Origin of the sequence: Pseudomonas fluorescens (assembly GCF_900636825.1) — a bacterium.
Classification (GTDB): Bacteria; Pseudomonadota; Gammaproteobacteria; order Pseudomonadales; family Pseudomonadaceae; genus Aquipseudomonas; species Aquipseudomonas fluorescens_BG.
The window spans coordinates 923,226-942,764 of sequence record NZ_LR134318.1; the positions used below are offsets into that span (position 1 = coordinate 923,226).

Genomic DNA, 19,539 nt, shown 5'->3' on the forward strand with positions numbered 1-19,539 from the left:
TGATGGAGCACTTATGAGCAAAAAATATTTTGGTACCGACGGCATTCGCGGTCGTGTCGGTGTTTACCCGATTACTCCTGATTTCATGCTGAAGCTTGGGTGGGCTGCCGGTATGGCGTTCCGCAAGATGGGCGCCTGCAAGGTTCTGGTCGGCAAGGACACGCGGATTTCCGGCTATATGTTTGAATCGGCACTCGAGGCCGGCCTGACCTCGGCGGGTGCCGATGTGATGCTGCTAGGCCCGATGCCGACCCCGGCGATCGCTTATCTGTCGCGCACGTTTCAGGCCGAGGCCGGTATCGTGATCAGTGCATCGCACAATCCCCATGACGATAACGGCATCAAGTTTTTCTCCGGTAAGGGCACCAAGCTGCCGGATGAGTTGGAGTTGATGATCGAGGAGTTGCTCGACACGCCAATGACCGTTGTTGAATCGAACAAGATCGGCAAGGTTTCGCGAATCAACGACGCCTCTGGGCGCTACATCGAATTTTGCAAAAGCAGCGTGCCGACCGGAACCAGTTTTTCTGGTCTGAAGATTGTCATCGACTGCGCGCATGGTGCGACCTATAAGGTGGCTCCGAGCGTGTTTCGTGAGTTGGGTGCGGAAGTCGTTGTGCTCTCGGCGCAGCCGAATGGCCTGAACATCAACGATAATTGCGGCTCAACCCATATGGATCAGCTGCAGGCTGCGGTGCTGGCCGAGCACGCCGATCTGGGCATCGCTTTTGATGGCGATGGTGATCGGGTGCTGATGGTTGATCACACCGGTGCGATCGTTGACGGTGACGAGTTGTTGTTCATCATTGCTCGAGATCTGCACGAGCGCGGCAAATTGCAGGGCGGTGTCGTCGGCACGCTGATGAGTAACCTGGGCCTGGAACTGGCGCTCGCGGATTTGTCGATCCCGTTCATTCGGGCGAATGTCGGCGACCGTTACGTCATTGCCGAGTTGCTTGAGCGCAACTGGCTGGTGGGCGGAGAAAACTCGGGGCATATCGTCTGCTTCAACCACACCACCACTGGTGACGCGATCATCGCGGCGTTGCAAGTACTGATGGCGCTGAGAACACGCAACGAAAGTCTCGCGCAATGCCGTCAGGCGCTGCGTAAATGCCCTCAGGTACTGATCAATGTGCGGTTTGGTGGCGGCGAGAGTCCGCTGGAGCATCCGGCTGTCAAGGAAGCCAGCGCTCGCGTGACCCAGGCGATGGCAGGTCGTGGACGTGTGCTTTTGCGCAAGTCCGGAACAGAGCCGTTGGTGCGCGTGATGGTTGAGGGCGAGGACGAAACCCAGGTTCGTAACTATGCCGAAGAACTGGCAAAACTGGTAACTGAAGTTTCTGCCTGATTCGGCTTGCAAGCCATGATTGTGTTGGGTAACATCTGCGCCCACTTTGACCGACGAGGTACAGCATGCGTCGCCCTATGGTAGCTGGTAACTGGAAGATGCACGGTACCCGCGCCAGCGTCGCTGAGCTGATCAACGGCCTTCGTCATCTGGCCTTGCCTAGCGGTGTTGATGTCGCGGTATTCCCGCCTTGCTTGTATATCAATCAAGTGATTGATGGCTTGAAAGGCAAATCGATTTCGGTCGGTGCGCAGAACTCTGCGGTGGAAGCGATGCAAGGTGCATTGACGGGTGAGATTGCTCCCAGTCAATTAGTGGATGCAGGATGTTCCCTGGTACTTGTGGGGCACTCGGAACGCCGTCAGATAATGGGCGAGCGAGACGGAATGCTGAATCGCAAGTTCGCAGCGGCACAGGCATGTGGCTTGATCCCGGTGTTGTGTGTAGGGGAAACCCTCGAGCAGCGCGAAGCTGGGAAAACTCTTGAGGTTGTCGGGCGTCAGCTGGGCAGCATCATCGAGGAGCTGGGTGTAGGTGCTTTTGCCAAGGCAGTCATTGCTTATGAGCCGGTCTGGGCCATTGGTACCGGACTGACTGCAACGCCGCAACAGGCGCAGGATGTGCATAAAGCCATCCGCGAACAGTTGGCGGCAGAGAATTCTGAAGTCGCGCGAGGTGTGCGGCTTCTATACGGCGGCAGCGTGAAGGCGGCCAATGCGGTCGAACTGTTCGGCATGCCGGATATCGATGGGGGGCTCATTGGTGGAGCCTCCCTGAATGCAGATGAGTTCGGTGCGATCTGTCGCGCCGCGGGAAACTGAAAAAATGCTGGAAACAGTCGTAGTCGTTTTTCATCTGCTGGGTGCATTGGGCGTAGTTGCTCTGGTTTTGCTGCAGCAGGGTAAGGGTGCGGACGCTGGCGCGTCTTTCGGAGCAGGTGCTTCAAATACTGTGTTCGGAAGCCAAGGTTCCTCTACCTTTCTTAGTAAGTTTACTGCTATACTTGCCGCCGGTTTCTTCATAACCAGCTTGGGGTTAGGTTATTTTGCTAAAGAGAAAGCTCATCAGCTGACTCAAGCAGGTTTGCCAGATCCAGCAGTGTTGGAAGTACCTAAGCAACAACCGGCTTCTGATGATGTCCCGGTGCTTCAAGAGCAAAAGTCGGCTACTCCAGCGACTGACGTACCTCCAGCTCAAGAGCAGAAGTAAGAAGGGTTTCAAAGTAGTTTTGCCGAGGTGGTGGAATTGGTAGACACGCAACCTTGAGGTGGTTGTGCCCATAGGGTGTAGGGGTTCGAGTCCCCTTCTCGGTACCAATTAGTCAGGAGAGCCCGCTGTTGCGGGCTTTCTTGCAGGTGGAAGGTTACATTGACCCTATAAGGGATCGGTCGTATACTTCCGCCCCAGCTTTGTCGCGGGGTGGAGCAGTCTGGTAGCTCGTCGGGCTCATAACCCGAAGGTCGTCGGTTCAAATCCGGCCCCCGCAACCAGTTTCAGGAGCCCCTTTTAAGGGGCTTTTTGTTAGCTGGATACTTTCAACGCCGCTGTTCGACGGCGTTTCAAGGATGGGCGTTAGGCCCATTTTTTTATTTTGCAAAGCATGCACATATCATGCACTAGGGGGTTCAGGTGTCGAGCAAGCTAGAAGAGTTGCAGGCCTTGCTGGCCCCGGTGGTCGTGGCCCTGGGCTATGAATGCTGGGGTATCGAGTTTTCGGCTCAGGGTCGTCACTCGATGTTGCGCGTTTATATCGATAAAGAGGGCGGTGTGCTGGTGGACGATTGCGCCATTGTCAGCCGTCAGATCAGCGGTGTGCTGGATGTTGAAGATCCAATTTCCGTTGAATATACCCTCGAAGTTTCCTCGCCTGGCATGGAGCGCCCACTGTTCACTCTTGAGCAGTTTGCAAAATTTGCCGGTGAACAAGTGAAGATCAAGCTGCGCTCGCCTTTCGAAGGTCGACGCAACTTTCAGGGCCTTCTGCGCGGTGTAGAAGAGCAGGACGTCGTGGTGCAGGTAGACGACCATGAGTTTCTGTTGCCGATCGATATGATCGACAAGGCCAACATTATTCCCAGTTTTGACTGAGACGCGGATCCCGCGGATCCAATGGCTTGCGAAAGGCGAGGCGTACGATGAGCAAAGAAGTACTGCTGGTTGTTGAGTCGGTATCCAATGAAAAGGGCGTACCGGCAAGCGTAATTTTTGAAGCGTTGGAGCTGGCGTTGGCCACTGCTACCAAAAAGCGCTTTGAAGACGAAGTAGATCTGCGTGTGGAAATTAATCGCCACACCGGTTCCTACGAAACATTCCGTCGCTGGACGGTCGTCGAAGAGAATGATCTCGACGATCCGGCTATCGAGACCTGGCCGAGCAAGGTTGCCCTGACGCATCCGGGTGCCAACGTAGGCGACGTCGTCGAAGAAAAGATCGAATCCATCGAGTTCGGCCGCATTGCTGCACAGACTGCCAAGCAAGTCATCGTGCAAAAAGTGCGTGAAGCCGAGCGCGCTCAAGTGGTCGATGCTTATCGCGAGCGCCTGGGAGAAATCATCTCCGGCACCGTGAAAAAGGTCACCCGCGACAACGTGATCGTCGACCTTGGCAACAATGCAGAAGCGTTGCTGGCCCGTGAAGACATCATTTCTCGCGAAACCTTCCGTGTCGGCGTGCGTCTGCGTGCGCTGCTCAAGGAAATCCGCACCGAGAACCGTGGCCCGCAGCTGATCCTGTCGCGTACCGCGCCGGAAATGCTGATCGAGCTGTTCCGTATCGAAGTGCCGGAAATCGCTGAAGGCCTGATCGAAGTAATGGCGGCGTCCCGTGATCCGGGTTCGCGTGCCAAGATCGCCGTCCGCTCCAAGGACAAACGCATCGACCCGCAGGGCGCTTGCATCGGTATGCGCGGTTCGCGCGTCCAGGCAGTGTCGGGTGAGTTGGGCGGTGAGCGTGTTGATATCGTTCTGTGGGACGACAACCCGGCTCAGTTCGTAATCAACGCCATGTCCCCGGCTGAGGTTGCGGCAATTATCGTTGACGAAGATGCCCATGCCATGGACATCGCCGTTGGCGCAGACAATCTCGCTCAGGCCATCGGTCGTGGTGGTCAGAACGTGCGTCTGGCCAGCCAATTGACTGGCTGGACCCTGAACGTGATGACCGAATCGGACATCCAGGCCAAGCAGCAAGCAGAAACCGGCGACATCCTGCGCAACTTCATCGACGAGCTGGAAGTCGACGAAGATCTGGCACAGGTGCTGGTAGATGAAGGCTTCACCAGCCTGGAAGAGATTGCCTACGTACCGTTGGAAGAAATGCTCAACATCGACGGCTTTGACGAAGATACCGTCAACGAGCTTCGCGCTCGTGCCAAGGATCGTTTGTTGACCAAAGCCATCGCTACTGAGGAAAAGCTGGCAGACGCCCATCCGGCCGAAGACCTGCTCTCGCTTGAGGGTATGGACAAGGATTTGGCGATGGAACTGGCGGTGCGCGGCGTAATTACCCGCGAAGACCTGGCCGAGCAGTCTATTGACGACCTGCTCGACATCGACGGCATTGACGATGATCGTGCCGGCAAGTTGATCATGGCCGCCCGAGCCCATTGGTTCGAGTAATTAGGCGCGGCCTGAGGAGAGAAGTGCATGACGCAAGTCACGGTGAAACAACTGGCCGATGAGGTCAAAACACCGGTAGAGCGCCTGTTGCAGCAGATGCGTGAGGCAGGTCTGCCGCACACCGCCGCCGAAGAGAATGTGACTGACAGTGAGAAGCAGTCCCTGCTGACTCACTTGAAGAGCAGTCACAAGGCGAAAGTGGAAGAACCACGCAAGATCACGCTGCAGCGTAAAACCACCAGCACCCTGCGGGTTGCTGGTAGCAAGAGCATCAGCGTAGAAGTTCGCAAGAAGAAAGTTTTCGTACAGCGCAGCCCGGAAGAAATCGAAGCCGAGCGCAAACGTGAACTGGATGAGCGTCGCGCAGTAGAAAACGCTGCCCGTCAAAAGGCTGAAGAAGAAGCCAAGCAGCGCGCCGAAGAAGAAGCGCGTCGCCAGCCTGCTGCTCAGACTGCAAACAGCGACGCCGTTGCGGCGCCGGCTGCTGCTGCCGAACCGGTACGCGAAAGCGCGCCAGTAGTGGCTGCTGCTCCAGCGCCATCCGCTGACGTTCGCAACAAGCAGAACGAACAGCGCCGTCCGGACAAGCCACGTGCAGACGATAACAATCGTCGCAGCGGTGGCGGTGATGGTGAGCGTAAAAACGCTCCGCATCGCGCTTCGGTCAAAGAAAAAGCGCCGGCGCCACGTGTGGCACCACGCACTACCGACGAAGAAAGCGATGGCTTCCGTCGTGGTGGTCGCGGCAAGGCCAAGCTGAAAAAGCGCAACGCCCACGGTTTCCAGAGCCCAACCGGTCCTGTCGTGCGTGATGTGCAGATCGGCGAGACCATCACTGTTGGCGATCTGGCCAATCAGATGTCGGTCAAGGCTGCTGAAATCATCAAGTTCATGTTCAAACTGGGTACTCCAGCGACCATCAACCAGGTGCTTGATCAGGAAACTGCTCAACTGGTAGCCGAAGAACTGGGCCACAAAGTGACCCTGGTCAGCGACACCGCCCTGGAAGATTCCCTGGCCGAGTCCCTGAAGTTTGAAGGTGAGTCGTTCTCCCGTGCACCGGTCGTGACCGTAATGGGCCACGTAGACCACGGTAAAACCTCGCTGCTCGACTACATTCGTCGTGCCAAGGTGGCCGCTGGCGAAGCCGGTGGTATCACCCAGCACATTGGTGCCTACCACGTTGAAACCGAACGCGGCATGGTTACCTTCCTCGACACCCCGGGTCACGCTGCGTTTACCGCAATGCGTGCTCGTGGTGCCAAGGCCACCGATATCGTGATCCTCGTGGTTGCAGCGGATGACGGCGTGATGCCGCAGACCATTGAAGCTGTTCAGCACGCGGTAGCGGCTGGCGTTCCACTGGTTGTAGCGGTGAACAAAATCGACAAGCCGGGCGCCGATCTCGACCGCATCCGTAGCGAACTGTCGGTTCACGGCGTGACTTCCGAAGAGTGGGGCGGTGACACGCCGTTCGTACCGGTGTCGGCGAAAGTCGGTACTGGCGTGGACGAGCTGCTGGAAGCCGTTCTGCTGCAGGCTGAAGTTCTCGAACTGAAAGCGACTCCATCGGCTCCTGGCCGTGGTGTTGTGGTTGAATCGCGTCTCGACAAGGGTCGTGGCCCGGTCGCAACCGTTCTGGTTCAAGACGGTACTCTGCGCCAAGGCGACATGGTGCTGGTCGGTTCGAACTACGGCCGTGTACGTGCCATGCTCGACGAGAACGGCAAGCCAATCAAGGAAGCCGGTCCGGCCATTCCTGTCGAGATTCTCGGCCTGGACGGTACCCCGGACGCTGGCGACGAGATGAGCGTGGTTGCCGACGAGAAGAAAGCCCGTGAAGTGGCTCTGTTCCGTCAAGGCAAGTTCCGCGAAGTCAAACTGGCTCGCGCTCACGCCGGCAAGCTGGAAAACATTTTCGAAAACATGGGTCAGGCGGAGAAGAAGACGCTCAACATCGTCCTCAAATCCGACGTCCGTGGTTCGCTGGAAGCGTTGAACGGCGCCTTGAATGGCCTGGGCAACGACGAAGTTCAAGTGCGCGTAGTAGGCGGCGGTGTCGGTGGTATCACCGAGTCCGACGCTAACCTGGCACTGGCTTCCAACGCTGTACTGTTCGGCTTCAACGTGCGTGCCGATGCTGGCGCACGGAAGATCGTCGAGCAGGAAGGTCTGGACATGCGTTACTACAACGTGATCTACGACATCATCGAAGACGTCAAGAAAGCCCTCACCGGCATGCTCGGCAGCGATGTTCGCGAGAACATCCTGGGTGTGGCCGAAGTGCGTGACGTGTTCCGTTCGCCGAAGTTTGGCGCGATCGCTGGTTGCATGGTGATCGAAGGTGTTGTGCACCGTAACCGTCCGATCCGTGTACTGCGTGAAGACATCGTTATCTTCGAAGGCGAGCTGGAATCCCTGCGCCGCTTCAAGGATGACGCTTCCGAAGTACGTGCCGGCATGGAATGCGGTATCGGCGTGAAGAGCTACAACGACGTCAAAGTCGGCGACAAGATCGAAGTCTTCGAGAAGGTTCAGGTTGCTCGCAGCCTCTGACTCGCGCACTTCAGGAGCCGTGATGGTCGGCCGCACTCAACAGTGCGGCGCATCACCCGGACTCTAAACGCAACGCCCGGTCTGGCTTTTGTCAGGCCGGGCGTTTGCCGCTTTCAGACCTTGCGGGTTTCACCGCCGGGCAGTAACAGGTAACAAAACATGGCAAAAGAATACAGCCGTACCCAACGTATCGGCGATCAGATGCAGCGTGAGCTGGCTCAACTGATCCGTCGCGAAGTCAAAGACCCGCGCGTTGGTCTGGTCACCATTACTGCAGTGGAAGTCAGCCGTGACGTCGGTCACGCGAAGATCTTCATCACCGTGATGGGGCAGGACAATGCCGAAGATATCGCGCAAAGCATCAAGGTGCTGAACGCTGCCGCAGGTTTCCTGCGCATGCAACTGGCCCGTGAAATGAAGCTGCGCAGCGTGCCGCAATTGCATTTCCACTACGACGAGTCTGTCGTGCGTGGTGCGCATTTGTCGGCCCTGATCGAGCGTGCCGTTGCTGAAGACAATCAGCATCCGGTCGCTGCTGAACCTGAAGACACCAAGGAGTAATTCGTTGGCTCAGGTTAAACGTATCCGTCGTAACGTCAGCGGTATCATCCTGCTCGACAAGCCGCTGGGGTTCACCTCCAACGCCGCGTTGCAGAAGGTTCGCTGGTTGCTCAACGCCGAGAAGGCCGGTCACACCGGCAGCCTCGACCCGTTGGCTACTGGCGTGTTGCCGCTGTGCTTCGGCGAAGCGACCAAATTCTCGCAATACTTGCTCGATTCCGACAAGGCCTACGAAACGCTGGCACAGCTCGGCAAAACCACCACCACGGCAGACGCCGAGGGTGAAGTTTTGCAAGAGCGGCCGGTGACCGTTGGTCGCGCCGATATCGAAGCGGCGTTGCCGAAATTTCGTGGTCAAATCAGCCAGATACCGCCGATGTACTCGGCGCTCAAGCGTGATGGCCAGCCGTTGTACAAGCTGGCTCGTGCAGGTGAAGTAGTGGAGCGCGAACCGCGTTCTGTTACTATTGCGCGCTTGGAATTACTGGCCTTCGAAGGCGATACTGCGCGTCTTGCGGTGGATTGCAGCAAGGGCACCTATATCCGCACGCTGGTGGAGGATATCGGTGAGCAACTTGGTTGTGGTGCGTACGTCGCTGAATTGCGTCGTACCCAGGCCGGGCCTTTCACCCTGGCGCAGACCGTGACCCTCGAAGAGCTGGAAGCGGTACATGCCGAAGGCGGCAATGAAGCGGTTGATCGCTTCCTGATGCCATCGGACAGCGGCCTGCAGGATTGGCCGTTGTTGCAGTTCTCCGAAGCGAGCGCGTTCTACTGGCTCAACGGCCAGCCGGTGCGTGCCCCGGATGCTCCGAAGTTCGGCATGGTGCGGGTTCAGGATCACAATGGTCGCTTCATCGGTATCGGTGAAGTGAGCGAAGACGGACGCATCGCGCCCCGTCGACTGATTCGGTCAGAATGACCGGAACCGGTCTGCGTAAAAGCAGGCCGGCGAGTGTGGCTGTTAACAGGCATGGTCACTACTCATTTATAGATACAGGGATTTGTCCCTGGCCTGTTGAAACTGTTTTTTTGAAACAGTTTCCTGATAAGGAAGGATTGCCTCATGGCTCTCGACGTTCAAGAAAAAGCTCAAATCGTTGCTGACTACCAGCAAGCTGTTGGTGACACTGGTTCGCCAGAAGTGCAAGTTGCACTGCTGACCGCCAACATCAACAAACTGCAAGGTCACTTCAAGGCCAACGGTAAAGATCACCACTCCCGTCGTGGTCTGATCCGCATGGTAAACCAGCGTCGCAAGCTGCTGGACTACCTGAAAGGCAAGGACGTGAGCCGTTACAGCGCTCTGATCGCTCGCCTGGGTCTGCGTCGCTAATCAGCGATTGCGCTATGAGGTTGGTGGTCTGTCGGACGTCAGTGGTTTACCGCTGGCGTCTTGCAGGCTCCCAGCCTCAAGTTTTATCTGGATGCACGTTTTACCCTGGACAGGCGTTGGGCCGATTCCCGACATTGCCCAAGAATTCGCAAGAACCGATTTCCCCAAGAGCCACAAAGAAGGTAGGACACCGTGAACCCGGTAATCAAAAAATTCCAGTTCGGTCAATCGACCGTTACCCTCGAGACAGGCCGTATCGCCCGTCAGGCCTCCGGCGCAGTATTGGTCACCGTTGACGACGACGTCAGCGTGTTGGTGACTGTCGTCGGTGCAAAGCAAGCCGATCCGGGCAAGGGCTTCTTCCCTCTGTCCGTTCACTACCAGGAAAAGACTTACGCTGCCGGTAAGATCCCTGGCGGTTTCTTCAAGCGCGAAGGCCGTCCTTCGGAAAAAGAAACCCTGACTTCCCGACTGATCGACCGTCCGATCCGTCCGCTGTTCCCGGAAGGTTTCATGAACGAAGTGCAGGTTGTCTGCACCGTCGTTTCCACCAGCAAGAAAACCGATCCGGACATCGCTGCGATGATCGGTACCTCGGCTGCTCTGGCCATTTCCGGCATTCCATTCGACGGCCCGATCGGCGCCGCTCGCGTGGCTTTCCACGAAAGCACCGGCTACCTGCTGAACCCGACCTACGAACAGCAAGCCGCTTCGAGCCTGGACATGGTCGTTGCCGGTACTTCCGACGCCGTGCTGATGGTTGAATCGGAAGCCAAAGAGCTGACCGAAGACCAGATGCTGGGCGCGGTACTGTTTGCTCACGACGAATTCCAGGTTGTGATCAACGCTGTTAAAGAACTGGCTGCCGAAGCCGCCAAGCCAACCTGGAACTGGGCTCCGGCTCCAGAAGCCACCGAGCTGCTGGGTGCGATCCGTGCCGAGTTCGGCGAAGCGATCTCCCAGGCTTACACCATCACCATCAAGGCCGACCGTTACGCTCGCCTGGGTGAGCTGAAGGATCAGGTTGTTGCCAAGCTGTCCGGCGAAGAAGGCCAGCCTTCGGCCAGCGAAGTCAAAGCGGCTTTCGGCGAAATCGAATACCGCACCGTTCGCGAAAACATCGTAAACGGCAAGCCACGTATCGATGGTCGAGACACCAAGACCGTACGTCCGCTGAACATCGAAGTCGGCGTTCTGCCGAAGACTCACGGTTCGGCGCTGTTCACCCGTGGTGAAACCCAGGCACTGGTTGTTGCAACACTGGGCACCGCCCGTGACGCACAGCTGCTGGACACCCTGGAAGGCGAGAAGAAAGACCCGTTCATGCTGCACTACAACTTCCCTCCGTTCTCGGTGGGCGAGTGTGGTCGCATGGGTGGTGCCGGTCGTCGTGAAATCGGTCACGGCCGTCTGGCTCGTCGTTCGGTTTCGGCCATGCTGCCAGCCGCTGACGTGTTCCCGTACACCATCCGCGTGGTTTCGGAAATTACCGAATCCAACGGATCGAGCTCGATGGCTTCCGTTTGCGGCGCTTCCCTGGCCCTGATGGACGCTGGTGTTCCGATGAAGGCCCCGGTTGCCGGTATCGCCATGGGTCTGGTTAAAGAAGGCGAGAAATTCGCCGTCCTGACCGACATCCTCGGTGACGAAGATCACCTCGGCGACATGGACTTCAAAGTTGCCGGTACCGCCAAAGGTGTTACCGCGCTGCAGATGGACATCAAGATCAAGGGCATCACCGAAGAAATCATGGAAATCGCTCTGGGCCAAGCCCTGGAAGCGCGCCTGAACATCCTCGGTCAGATGAACCAGATCATCGGCCAGTCGCGTACCGAACTGTCGGCCAACGCTCCGACCATGATCGCGATGAAGATTGACACCGACAAGATCCGTGACGTTATCGGTAAAGGTGGCGCGACCATCCGTGCGATCTGCGAAGAAACCAAGGCTTCGATCGACATCGAAGACGACGGTTCGATCAAGATCTTCGGCGAAACCAAAGAAGCGGCTGAAGCAGCACGTCAGCGCGTTCTGGGTATTACCGCTGAAGCCGAGATCGGCAAGATCTACGTGGGTAAAGTTGAGCGCATCGTCGACTTCGGCGCATTCGTAAACATCCTGCCGGGTAAGGACGGTCTGGTTCACATCTCGATGTTGAGCGATGCTCGCGTCGAGAAAGTGACCGACATTCTGAAAGAAGGCCAGGAAGTGGAAGTGCTGGTACTGGACGTGGACAACCGCGGCCGTATCAAGCTGTCCATCAAAGACGTGGCAGCTGCCAAGGCTTCGGGCGTTTAATCACCCCTTCGCTTTAGCGCAATAAAAAAGCCCCGCCGTGAAAACGGCGGGGCATTTTTTTGTCTGGCATCTGGATCAAGAGATCGCAGCCTGCGGCAGCTCCTACACACAGGGCTACTGTAGGAGTCGTCGCGTGCGGTGATCTTTGCTTTTGTGAAAACCGGTGCTAGGTTTAGCCCACCGCCCGTGTAGCTCAGCCGGTAGAGCAGCGCACTCGTAACGCGAAGGTCGCAGGTTCGATTCCTGTCTCGGGCACCATCTTTCTTATTTCACCTTGCGGCTCAAATCCTCAACGGTACGTTTGAGCTGATCCATCGCTCGATCCTGATCGTTGATTTTCTGCTTCAGACTGGAAATCTCACTGCTGTTGGAATTTGAACTGGACCCGCTGTTGCGCTTGAGTTCTTCAACCTGACGCCCGAGCGTCTCGAGTTTGCGGTCCTGTTCTTTGACCTTGTTTTGCAGTTCATCGATTTCCTTGCCGTTGGAAGTCGAGCTTGTGCCGCTGCTGCGTTTAAGCTCTTCGATCTGGCGGGATTGCTCGCCGATGGTGTCACGCATCTTTTTCAGCTCATCAATGCTGATGTCGCTTCTGATCACCACTTCTTTGCCGTAATCGTTATGAACCAGCGAAACCTTGTCACCAGTGGACTGGCTGGTGTTGCTCAACTCAATGGCCATGGCGCTTGCTGGCACGACTAAGGCGGTGATCAGAGCCGAGGTAGAAACAACTGCGGAAATCTTCGAAAAGCTGCGCATCACTGGTTTTCCTTGTGAACAGCATAGAGGTGCCGAAGTGGCACATCGCTATGACTCGAAATCCGCATTTATGTTCCGCAGGTCAGCTTTTTCTGCGGCAGATGAAAAGAGCCGTGTAATTCGTCATGCAAACGTCCTATATTCGGTGCCTGCATGAGCATCGCTTAGCAGTTTTCAGATGATCCCGAATGGTTCCGAAGGCCGGTCTATCCGCGTCAGAGAGATCCTTGATGATCCAGATCCATCCTCCATTCCAATGATCAGCGAGAACCCCATGACTGAATTGACTCAAGAGCAACGCCACGAACAAGCGCTGGAAAAATACCTTCTGGATGTCCCCGACCTGAAGGAAGAGATCAAGGACCTGAGCGCCGATGATCAGAAAGACCAGATCCAGTGGGCCTTCGAGGATGAAGCCGAAGCGCAGGGCTTGCAGCCGTGGGAGTTGACGCTCAAGTACACGAGCACGCCGGAAGAATTCGAGGCACAGCGCCTTGTGCTGCACAAGGAGGCGGCTGAAGTATTGGGTGTCGAATGGGATGAATACTGCGAGATGAATAATCTCGTCGTTTGACGAGAGCTGCTAGCTCCAAGCGGCAAGCTGCAAGTCAAAGCAAAAGCGCTGTGGCTTGCAGCTTTACCGCTGCTGTCAGAGGCTGAGTCGCATCGACAGATCGACAGCTTTGACGTCTTTGGTCATTGCGCCGATCGAGATGTAATCCACACCGGTTTCAGCAATCGGCAGCAGCGTGCTTTCGTTGATGCCGCCGCTGGCCTCCAGTTTTGCCTTCCCGCCGTTAAGGCGCACGGCTTCGCGCATGTCAGCCAGGCTCAGCTCGTCGAGCATGATGATATCGGCACCGGCCTCCAGCGCTTCTTTCAGTTCTTCAAGGCTTTCCACTTCGATTTCCACCGGTTTGCCCGGGGCGATCTTGTGCGCGGAGGCCACTGCTTCGGCGATGCCACCGCTGGCGGCGATGTGGTTTTCCTTGATCAGGAACGCATCGTAAAGACCGATGCGGTGATTGTGGCAGCCGCCGCAGGTGACGGCATATTTTTGCGCCAGGCGCAGGCCCGGCAGCGTCTTGCGGGTGTCCAGCAGTTTCACTTGGGTCTGTGCAACGAAGTCAGCCAGGTACTGCGCGCGTGTCGCCACTCCGGAGAGCAATTGCAGAAAGTTAAGCGCGCTGCGTTCGCCGGTCAGCAACGACCGGGCCGGGCCTTCCAGGTGAAACAGCGGCTGATTGGCTTTCACGCGCTGGCCATCGACCACTTGCCAATGCACGGCAACGCGCGGATCAAGCTGACGAAACACGGTGTCGACCCACGCGGTGCCGCAGATGACGGCGTCGTCGCGGGTAATGATGGTGGCTTTGGCCAGACGTTCGGCCGGGATCAGTTGCGCGGTGATGTCGCCGCTACCGATGTCTTCGAGCAACGCACGGCGCACGTTGGCTTCGATTTCGGCGGTCAAATCGGCGAGACGTAGATTCGGCATAACGGGCTCCACAAACAAAGTGATTCGATTATAGGGGCATGCCGCAAGCCAACCCAAGGCGAGAACGCGGCTGCCTGAATGCATCCGGTCGAATTTCTTTGAGTAAACGGCATCGCAGCATGGTCTGTGGAAGGGCTGCGACATAAGGGAAACCCTGAGGGCTATAGCGCCGGTGACAACTTTTGCAAGATAATCCGCCTTGCATTTGACGTCATAGCTTTGACGTGAAGGGCCGCCAGCATTGTTGGGAGCTGTGGAAGCGAGCCTGCTCGCAAAAGCGCACTGCCAGTCACCGACAATGTCACTGACATGTCGCCTTCGCGAGCAAACTCGCTCCCACAGGGGGCTCAATCGAAAGTGACCGAAGAATCACCGCTTCAGGAGGCTGGGATGCACAACGACGGGAAAGTAGTTCCCTTGCACAAGGTTGCTACCGATCAGGCCAATCACGCGCCGCTCGCCCGCCTGCCTGTGATTCTGCTGCAGGTTCGCGATAAGGCTGCGCAGCAACTGCGCCACGCCTTGCAGGACCTTTTCGATAACGCCGATGACACACTGTTCGAAATGGCGGATCGAGCACGCAACGACGTCGATCAGAACATTTTCTTCGAAGCCATGCGCGACCTGCGTCTAAAGCGCAAGAATATCGAGCGCGGTTTTCTTGAGCTGTTCTTCGAGGCTTTTGTTGGTCTGACTCGCTACGATTCTGTCGACCCGGTGTTGCCGCAAGCGTTGATCGGCGAAGCGTCTACCCCACGCACCGATGACATGGAACGCCAAGTGGCGGTCGAAACCATGGTCAGCCGGGTGCTCAAACGTGATGGCTTCGCCCTCGGCCAACTGACCGCGCGGCTGAATGCGCTGCTCGGCAATCCCCTCGATGATCACCACAATCCGCTCGGCCCGGCATTGCTTTGCGAGTTCTTCTTGCAGGCGGGTCGTAATCTCGGTGTGGAAATCAAGGTCAAACTGATCCTGCTGAAGCTGTTCGAGCGCTATGTATTGGCGGACACCGAGCAGCTGTACGCCGAGGCCAATCAGTTACTCAGAGCTACCGGCGTATTGCCCGAACTCAAACCCGCGCCGACGCGACGTGCAATGGACCGTGCGACCGCCAGCGTCTATGGCGAAGAGCGCATTGTTCCGCCCCCGGCCGATGATGGCGAGCCTGAAGTCTTCCCCGCGTTGCAGAAATTGCTTCTGCAAGTACGTGGCAGTGTTGCGCCGACGCTTGAGTCCGGCGCCACCGCCCAGCCAATTTCAACCCGCGACCTGCTGCGCTTGCTGTCGCACTTGCAGCAATACGTGCCGACCCTGACTGCGCAGGACGACTTCGATCTGCGCCAACAACTCGAACAGTTGCTGACCCGCGTCAGCGTCAGGAGCGGCAAATCCCGCAGCGTAGACGGTGCAGATGAAGATGTGATCAACCTGATCGCGATGATCTTCGAGTGCATGCTCGCGGACCGCAACCTGCCGGATTCGTTGAAAGCATTGATCGCTCGTTTGCAGATTCCAATGCTCAAGGTCGCCGTACTCGACAAGAATTTTTTCAGCCGCAGCAGCCACCCGGCGCGGCGCCTGCTCAACGAAATCGCGGCGGCGGCCATGGGCTGGGGCGATTGCGACGGTGATGCGCGCGATAGCCTGTATCTGCGGATCGAACAGGTGGTGCAACGGTTGCTGAGCGATTTCGTCGATGATCCGGCAATTTTCTCCGAGCTGCTGGCGGATTTTCTCGCCTTCACCAACGATGAACGGCGCCGCAGTGAATTGCTTGAGCAACGTTTGCGTGACGCCGAAGAAGGCCGGGCGAAAACCGAACTGGCTCGGCGCCGGGTCGAGCAAGCGTTGAACCACGCCTTGCTGGGCAAGGTTTTACCACCGTGCGTGGTGAACTTTCTGCAGAACGCCTGGAGTCAGGTGCTGTTGCTGACCCGCCTCAAGCATGGCGATCAGTCTGCCGAGTGGCAGGCCGATGTGCAGACCATGGAGCAACTGATCTGGAGCGTCCAGCGTGACGATGACGCTGAGTTCAGCCTGCATTTATTGGCGCTGGTGCCGGGCTTGCTCAAATCGCTGCGTGACGGGCTGAACAGCATCGCGTTCGATCCGTTTGCCACCAGCGAGTTTTTCAGTGAGCTCGAAGCGCTGCACGTGAGCGTGCTGGAACCTGCGGCGGACGCCCATCCAGCGCCCGCAATGGTTGAAGTGTCGCAACGCATCGTGCTCCACACTGCTGAAGAGAGCAGCATGACTGCAGAGCGCCAACCCCATAACGACGCTGTTTTGCGTCAGGTTGAGCAATTGCGCCTGGGCAGTTGGGTGCTGTTTGAGGAGGAAGACGAGCAGACCCTGCGCTGCAAGCTGGCGGCCATCATTCAGGCGACCGGCAAATACGTGTTTGTCGATCGCACCGGGATGAAGGTGCGCGAGCGCAGTCGTGTGGCGCTTGCGCAGGAATTACAGCGCGGTGCGGTGCGGGTACTGGACGATACGTTGTTGTTCGATCGCGCGCTGGAGTCGGTGCTCGGTCAACTGCGTCGACTCAATCGCGCCAAGTGATCGCGCGTGATGGATCCACACGGCATACTGAGCGCCAACACAGTCGGCGTTGAAGGAATCGGTATGCAGTTGGATCCCGCGAGCGGGTGGTGTCATGGCGTGCAGATCTGCCCGTCGCCCAACTTCAATGAGCGCCCGGCGGGCGAAGTTTCGCTGTTGGTCATCCACAACATCAGCCTGCCGCCGGCACAGTTCGCCACCGGCAAGGTGCAGGAATTTTTCCAGAACCTTCTGGATGTCACCGAACATCCCTACTTTGCAGGGATCGCTGACCTGCGGGTTTCAGCGCATTTTCTGATCGAACGTGACGGCACAGTCTCCCAGTTTGTCTCTTGTCTGGATCGGGCGTGGCACGCGGGCGTATCAGTGTTCGAGGGTCGCGAAACCTGTAACGATTTTTCCGTGGGCATCGAACTCGAAGGCACCGATGATCTGCCGTTCACCGATGCGCAATATCGCGTGTTGACGGTGCTGACCCGACAATTGCAAAAAGCATTTCCGGCCATCACCGGCGCGCGTATTTGCGGGCACAGCGACATTGCTCCCGGGCGCAAGACCGATCCTGGGCCGGGGTTCGACTGGGCGCGCTACCGTGCGGCCCTGGCAGAAGAGGAAGGACAATGAGTTTTCTGGTGTTACTGCTGGCGGTCTGGATCGAGAAATTCTCGGCACTGCGCCATCGGCTTCAGCGTGATGGCGGATGGGTCCGCGAGCTGCACAAACTCGAAAGCAGCCAGCGCCTGGCTGATAAGCCGTGGCTGGTTTTGACGATTCTGATCTTGCTGCCGGTGGCGCTGCTCGGCTTTTTGCTGCTGGTGCTCGAACCGGTGGCTTATGGTCTGCTGGCCTTGCCCGTACATTTGCTGGTGGTGATTTACAGTCTGGGGCGAGGCGATCTGCTCGGCGGCCTCGGACCGTTCCGCGATGCGTGGCGCCGCGAGGATTTGCAGGCAGCGGCTCACGTGGCCAAGCGCGACCTGGATATCTGCGCCGACAGCGGTGAGCAATTGCTGGATCGGGTCCAAGGGCATTTGCTATGGCAGGCTTATCAGAGTTTCTTCGCGGTAATTTTCTGGTACTTCCTGCTCGGGCCTGTGGCTGCGCTGGCCTACCGCTTGTTGGCGCTGGCCGAGGAGCATGGCAAGAATCCCGCGCTAGTGGAACGCGCAGCGCAACTGCGCCACGCCTTTGACTGGGTGCCGGTGCGCTTGCTGGCAGCGAGCCTGGCACTGGTCGGTAATTTCGTTGCGGTCAGCCGAGTCATGCTGCATGAATTGCTGAACTGGAACATTAGCGCTGCGCATCTGATCAACAAAGTCGGTCTGGCAGCGGGCGAGATCCCGCCTCCGGCGCTCGGCCCGGAAGGCATCAACACCCTCGATTGTCTGTGGGAGTTGCTGCTGCGTGCGGCGGTGTTGTGGTATGCCGGGTTTGCCTTGTGGACGGTTCTGGTTCACTGATCTGCTGATTCATCAAAAGACCGAACCACCTAAAGATCAAAAGCGCAGATCAAAAGATCGCAGCCTGCGGCAGCTCCTACACAGGGATTGTGTGTTTCCTGTAGGAGCTGCCGCAGGCTGCGATCTTTTTGTTGTTAACCTTAAGTTACAAAACCTCCCGCCGATTTGCGCTATACAGAGACTGCGCCCGATAGTGGCTATCTGCTGTCGCCCCGCGCCTGCTAATAAAAACAAGAAAAACCAAGGGAGACTTCCAGTGAAGAGCTTGCTCTATCCCGCCGTCTCGCTGATGAACCGTCTGAGCTTCGGCATGAAGTTCAGCCTGATCAGCGTGCTGTTCCTGGTGCCGATGCTGGTGACCAATTTCTATCTGGTGCGCGATTCCTATCGCGAATTCCAGGGCACCCGGATCGAGCTCAAGAGCCTCGACCTGCTCGGCAGCAGCCTGGCGCTGCGCCGCGATCTGGAAACCCTGAATAATCTGGTGCAGATCGATGTCACCCTCGGCCAGTCGGGCAAGGCCGGGAATGTCGAGGCGCAGATCAACAATCTGGAGCAGGCCGTGCTCGCTCGCCTCGAGGGCTTGACGGCGATGACCGACGATCCTGACCAGATCAGCGTGTTCGATGGGAAGCGCGATGAAATGGTCGCCGCGTTCAAGGCGCAGCAAGCGGAGAACTCGCTGCAAAGCAAAAGCGCGTTGATCGGCAAACTGCTCGCCAGCGCGCAGATTTTCAGCCAGATCATCACCAGTCAGGCCGGCCTGAGCCGCGACAATCAAAGCGATATCCGCCAGCTCAGTGAACTGGTGACGCTGGTCACCCCGACCGTGACGCAAACCCTTGGCGAAGGTCGGGCGATTGGCGCTTATTCGTTAGGACAAGGATTTCTCAACAGTGCGTCGAGCACCCGTTTCGATGAATTGCTGGTGCAGATCGAAAAGCTCCAGGCCGAATACGGCTTGAAGTTGCAGGATGCCCTCGGCTCCAGCAAGGCCGCCCGGGAACAGCTGAGCACGCCGGCCGACGGCAGCAGGGTCTCGCTCAAGCAAGCCAGCGAGCTGTTCGAAGAACAGGTGGTGATGGCCGATACCCTCGATGCCCCGTGGCAAGGGTTTTACGAGCAGGTCACCGGGTTGATCGACAAGACCTATGAGCTCAACGAAGCGACGCTGAAATTTCTCGACACCCAATTACAGCAACGCCTGATGCATAACCGCACGCACATGGTTTTGCAGGCCGTGGCGCTGTCGGTGGTGTTTGTGCTGATTTTCTATCTCTACGGCGGTTTCTACGCCTCGACCCGCACCACCCTTAAACGCCTTGGCGCGATGATGGACAAGGTCGCGGCGGGCGACATGACCGTCAACTTCAAGGCCAGCAGCCGCGACGAACTCGGTGAGTTGGGCGAGGTGTTCAACGCCACCGTGAAGAAGATCCATGATCTGATCGAGCGCGTGGGCCACACCGTCAGCGAAGTTGAACGGCAAGCCGGGCAGGTCGAAGACGTCTCGGCGCAAAGCAACCTGGCCGTCGCTG

16 protein-coding genes and 3 tRNA genes are annotated in these 19,539 nt (G+C 57.6%); 17 read left to right on the plus strand and 2 right to left on the minus strand.

Features of this window, described 5'->3' with window-relative positions; all coding sequences use genetic code 11:
* The first annotated feature begins 13 nt into the window (after positions 1–13).
* The 13 genes from glmM to EL257_RS04220 all read left to right on the plus strand — a co-directional run bounded on the left by glmM (position 14) and on the right by EL257_RS04220 (position 11,977).
* Positions 14–1,351, plus strand: a complete 1,338-nt coding sequence (gene glmM, locus EL257_RS04160; RefSeq protein WP_126360080.1) for a phosphoglucosamine mutase — start codon at positions 14–16, stop codon at positions 1,349–1,351.
* A 65-nt stretch (positions 1,352–1,416) separates the two neighbouring features.
* A complete protein-coding gene (gene tpiA, locus EL257_RS04165; RefSeq protein ID WP_007915248.1) occupies positions 1,417–2,172 on the plus strand; it encodes a triose-phosphate isomerase in 756 nt (251 codons plus the stop codon).
* Between the two features lie 4 nt (positions 2,173–2,176).
* Positions 2,177–2,560, plus strand: a complete 384-nt coding sequence (gene secG / locus EL257_RS04170) for a preprotein translocase subunit SecG (RefSeq protein WP_016771756.1) — start codon at positions 2,177–2,179, stop codon at positions 2,558–2,560.
* A 21-nt stretch (positions 2,561–2,581) separates the two neighbouring features.
* Positions 2,582–2,667, plus strand: a tRNA-Leu gene (locus EL257_RS04175).
* A 97-nt stretch (positions 2,668–2,764) separates the two neighbouring features.
* Positions 2,765–2,841 (plus strand) — tRNA-Met (locus EL257_RS04180).
* A gap of 139 nt (positions 2,842–2,980) precedes the next feature.
* On the plus strand, positions 2,981–3,439 hold the full coding sequence (rimP, locus tag EL257_RS04185; RefSeq protein WP_007915250.1) for a ribosome maturation factor RimP: 459 nt from the start codon (positions 2,981–2,983) through the stop codon (positions 3,437–3,439).
* Positions 3,440–3,486: 47 nt separating this feature from the next.
* A complete protein-coding gene (gene nusA, locus EL257_RS04190) occupies positions 3,487–4,968 on the plus strand; it encodes a transcription termination factor NusA (RefSeq protein WP_122595204.1) in 1,482 nt (493 codons plus the stop codon).
* 27 nt (positions 4,969–4,995) lie between these two features.
* Entirely contained in the window at positions 4,996–7,524 is a 2,529-nt protein-coding gene (infB, locus tag EL257_RS04195) for a translation initiation factor IF-2 (RefSeq protein WP_126360081.1), read from the plus strand.
* A 159-nt stretch (positions 7,525–7,683) separates the two neighbouring features.
* On the plus strand, positions 7,684–8,085 hold the full coding sequence (rbfA, locus tag EL257_RS04200) for a 30S ribosome-binding factor RbfA (protein ID WP_007915259.1): 402 nt from the start codon (positions 7,684–7,686) through the stop codon (positions 8,083–8,085).
* 4 nt (positions 8,086–8,089) lie between these two features.
* The gene (gene truB / locus EL257_RS04205; protein ID WP_126360083.1) at positions 8,090–9,007 is read left to right on the plus strand and encodes a tRNA pseudouridine(55) synthase TruB; all 918 of its coding nucleotides are present in this window, start codon (positions 8,090–8,092) and stop codon (positions 9,005–9,007) included.
* Positions 9,008–9,151: 144 nt separating this feature from the next.
* Positions 9,152–9,421: a 30S ribosomal protein S15 gene (gene rpsO / locus EL257_RS04210; protein ID WP_011332409.1), complete on the plus strand. Its 270-nt coding sequence runs from the start codon at positions 9,152–9,154 to the stop codon at positions 9,419–9,421.
* 192 nt (positions 9,422–9,613) lie between these two features.
* Complete coding sequence (gene pnp, locus EL257_RS04215; protein WP_126360085.1) at positions 9,614–11,719, plus strand: polyribonucleotide nucleotidyltransferase; 2,106 nt, start codon at positions 9,614–9,616, stop codon at positions 11,717–11,719.
* 182 nt (positions 11,720–11,901) lie between these two features.
* Positions 11,902–11,977: transfer RNA gene (locus tag EL257_RS04220), tRNA-Thr, on the plus strand.
* Between the two features lie 6 nt (positions 11,978–11,983).
* Here EL257_RS04220 and EL257_RS04225 read toward each other — a convergent pair.
* On the minus strand, positions 11,984–12,478 hold the full coding sequence (locus EL257_RS04225; protein ID WP_126360087.1) for a hypothetical protein: 495 nt from the start codon (positions 12,476–12,478) through the stop codon (positions 11,984–11,986).
* Between the two features lie 274 nt (positions 12,479–12,752).
* On the opposite strand from EL257_RS04225, the gene EL257_RS04230 reads away from it, so the two are divergent.
* On the plus strand, positions 12,753–13,052 hold the full coding sequence (locus EL257_RS04230) for a DUF6388 family protein (protein ID WP_126360089.1): 300 nt from the start codon (positions 12,753–12,755) through the stop codon (positions 13,050–13,052).
* 75 nt (positions 13,053–13,127) lie between these two features.
* Here EL257_RS04230 and nadC read toward each other — a convergent pair whose 3' ends face one another.
* On the minus strand, positions 13,128–13,976 hold the full coding sequence (gene nadC, locus EL257_RS04235) for a carboxylating nicotinate-nucleotide diphosphorylase (protein WP_126360091.1): 849 nt from the start codon (positions 13,974–13,976) through the stop codon (positions 13,128–13,130).
* Positions 13,977–14,366: 390 nt separating this feature from the next.
* Here nadC and EL257_RS04240 point away from each other — a divergent pair, with 390 nt between their 5' ends.
* From EL257_RS04240 to ampE, 3 genes are all read left to right on the plus strand, one after another.
* Positions 14,367–16,541, plus strand: coding sequence for a DUF1631 domain-containing protein (locus EL257_RS04240; RefSeq protein WP_126360093.1), 2,175 nt, complete (start codon positions 14,367–14,369; stop codon positions 16,539–16,541).
* Positions 16,542–16,604: 63 nt separating this feature from the next.
* Complete coding sequence (ampD, locus tag EL257_RS04245) at positions 16,605–17,165, plus strand: 1,6-anhydro-N-acetylmuramyl-L-alanine amidase AmpD (protein ID WP_126367994.1); 561 nt, start codon at positions 16,605–16,607, stop codon at positions 17,163–17,165.
* The gene (gene ampE / locus EL257_RS04250; RefSeq protein WP_126360095.1) at positions 17,162–18,001 is read left to right on the plus strand and encodes a regulatory signaling modulator protein AmpE; all 840 of its coding nucleotides are present in this window, start codon (positions 17,162–17,164) and stop codon (positions 17,999–18,001) included. Before ampD ends, ampE begins: the two co-directional genes overlap by 4 nt.
* The last annotated feature ends 1,538 nt before the right edge of the window (positions 18,002–19,539 follow it).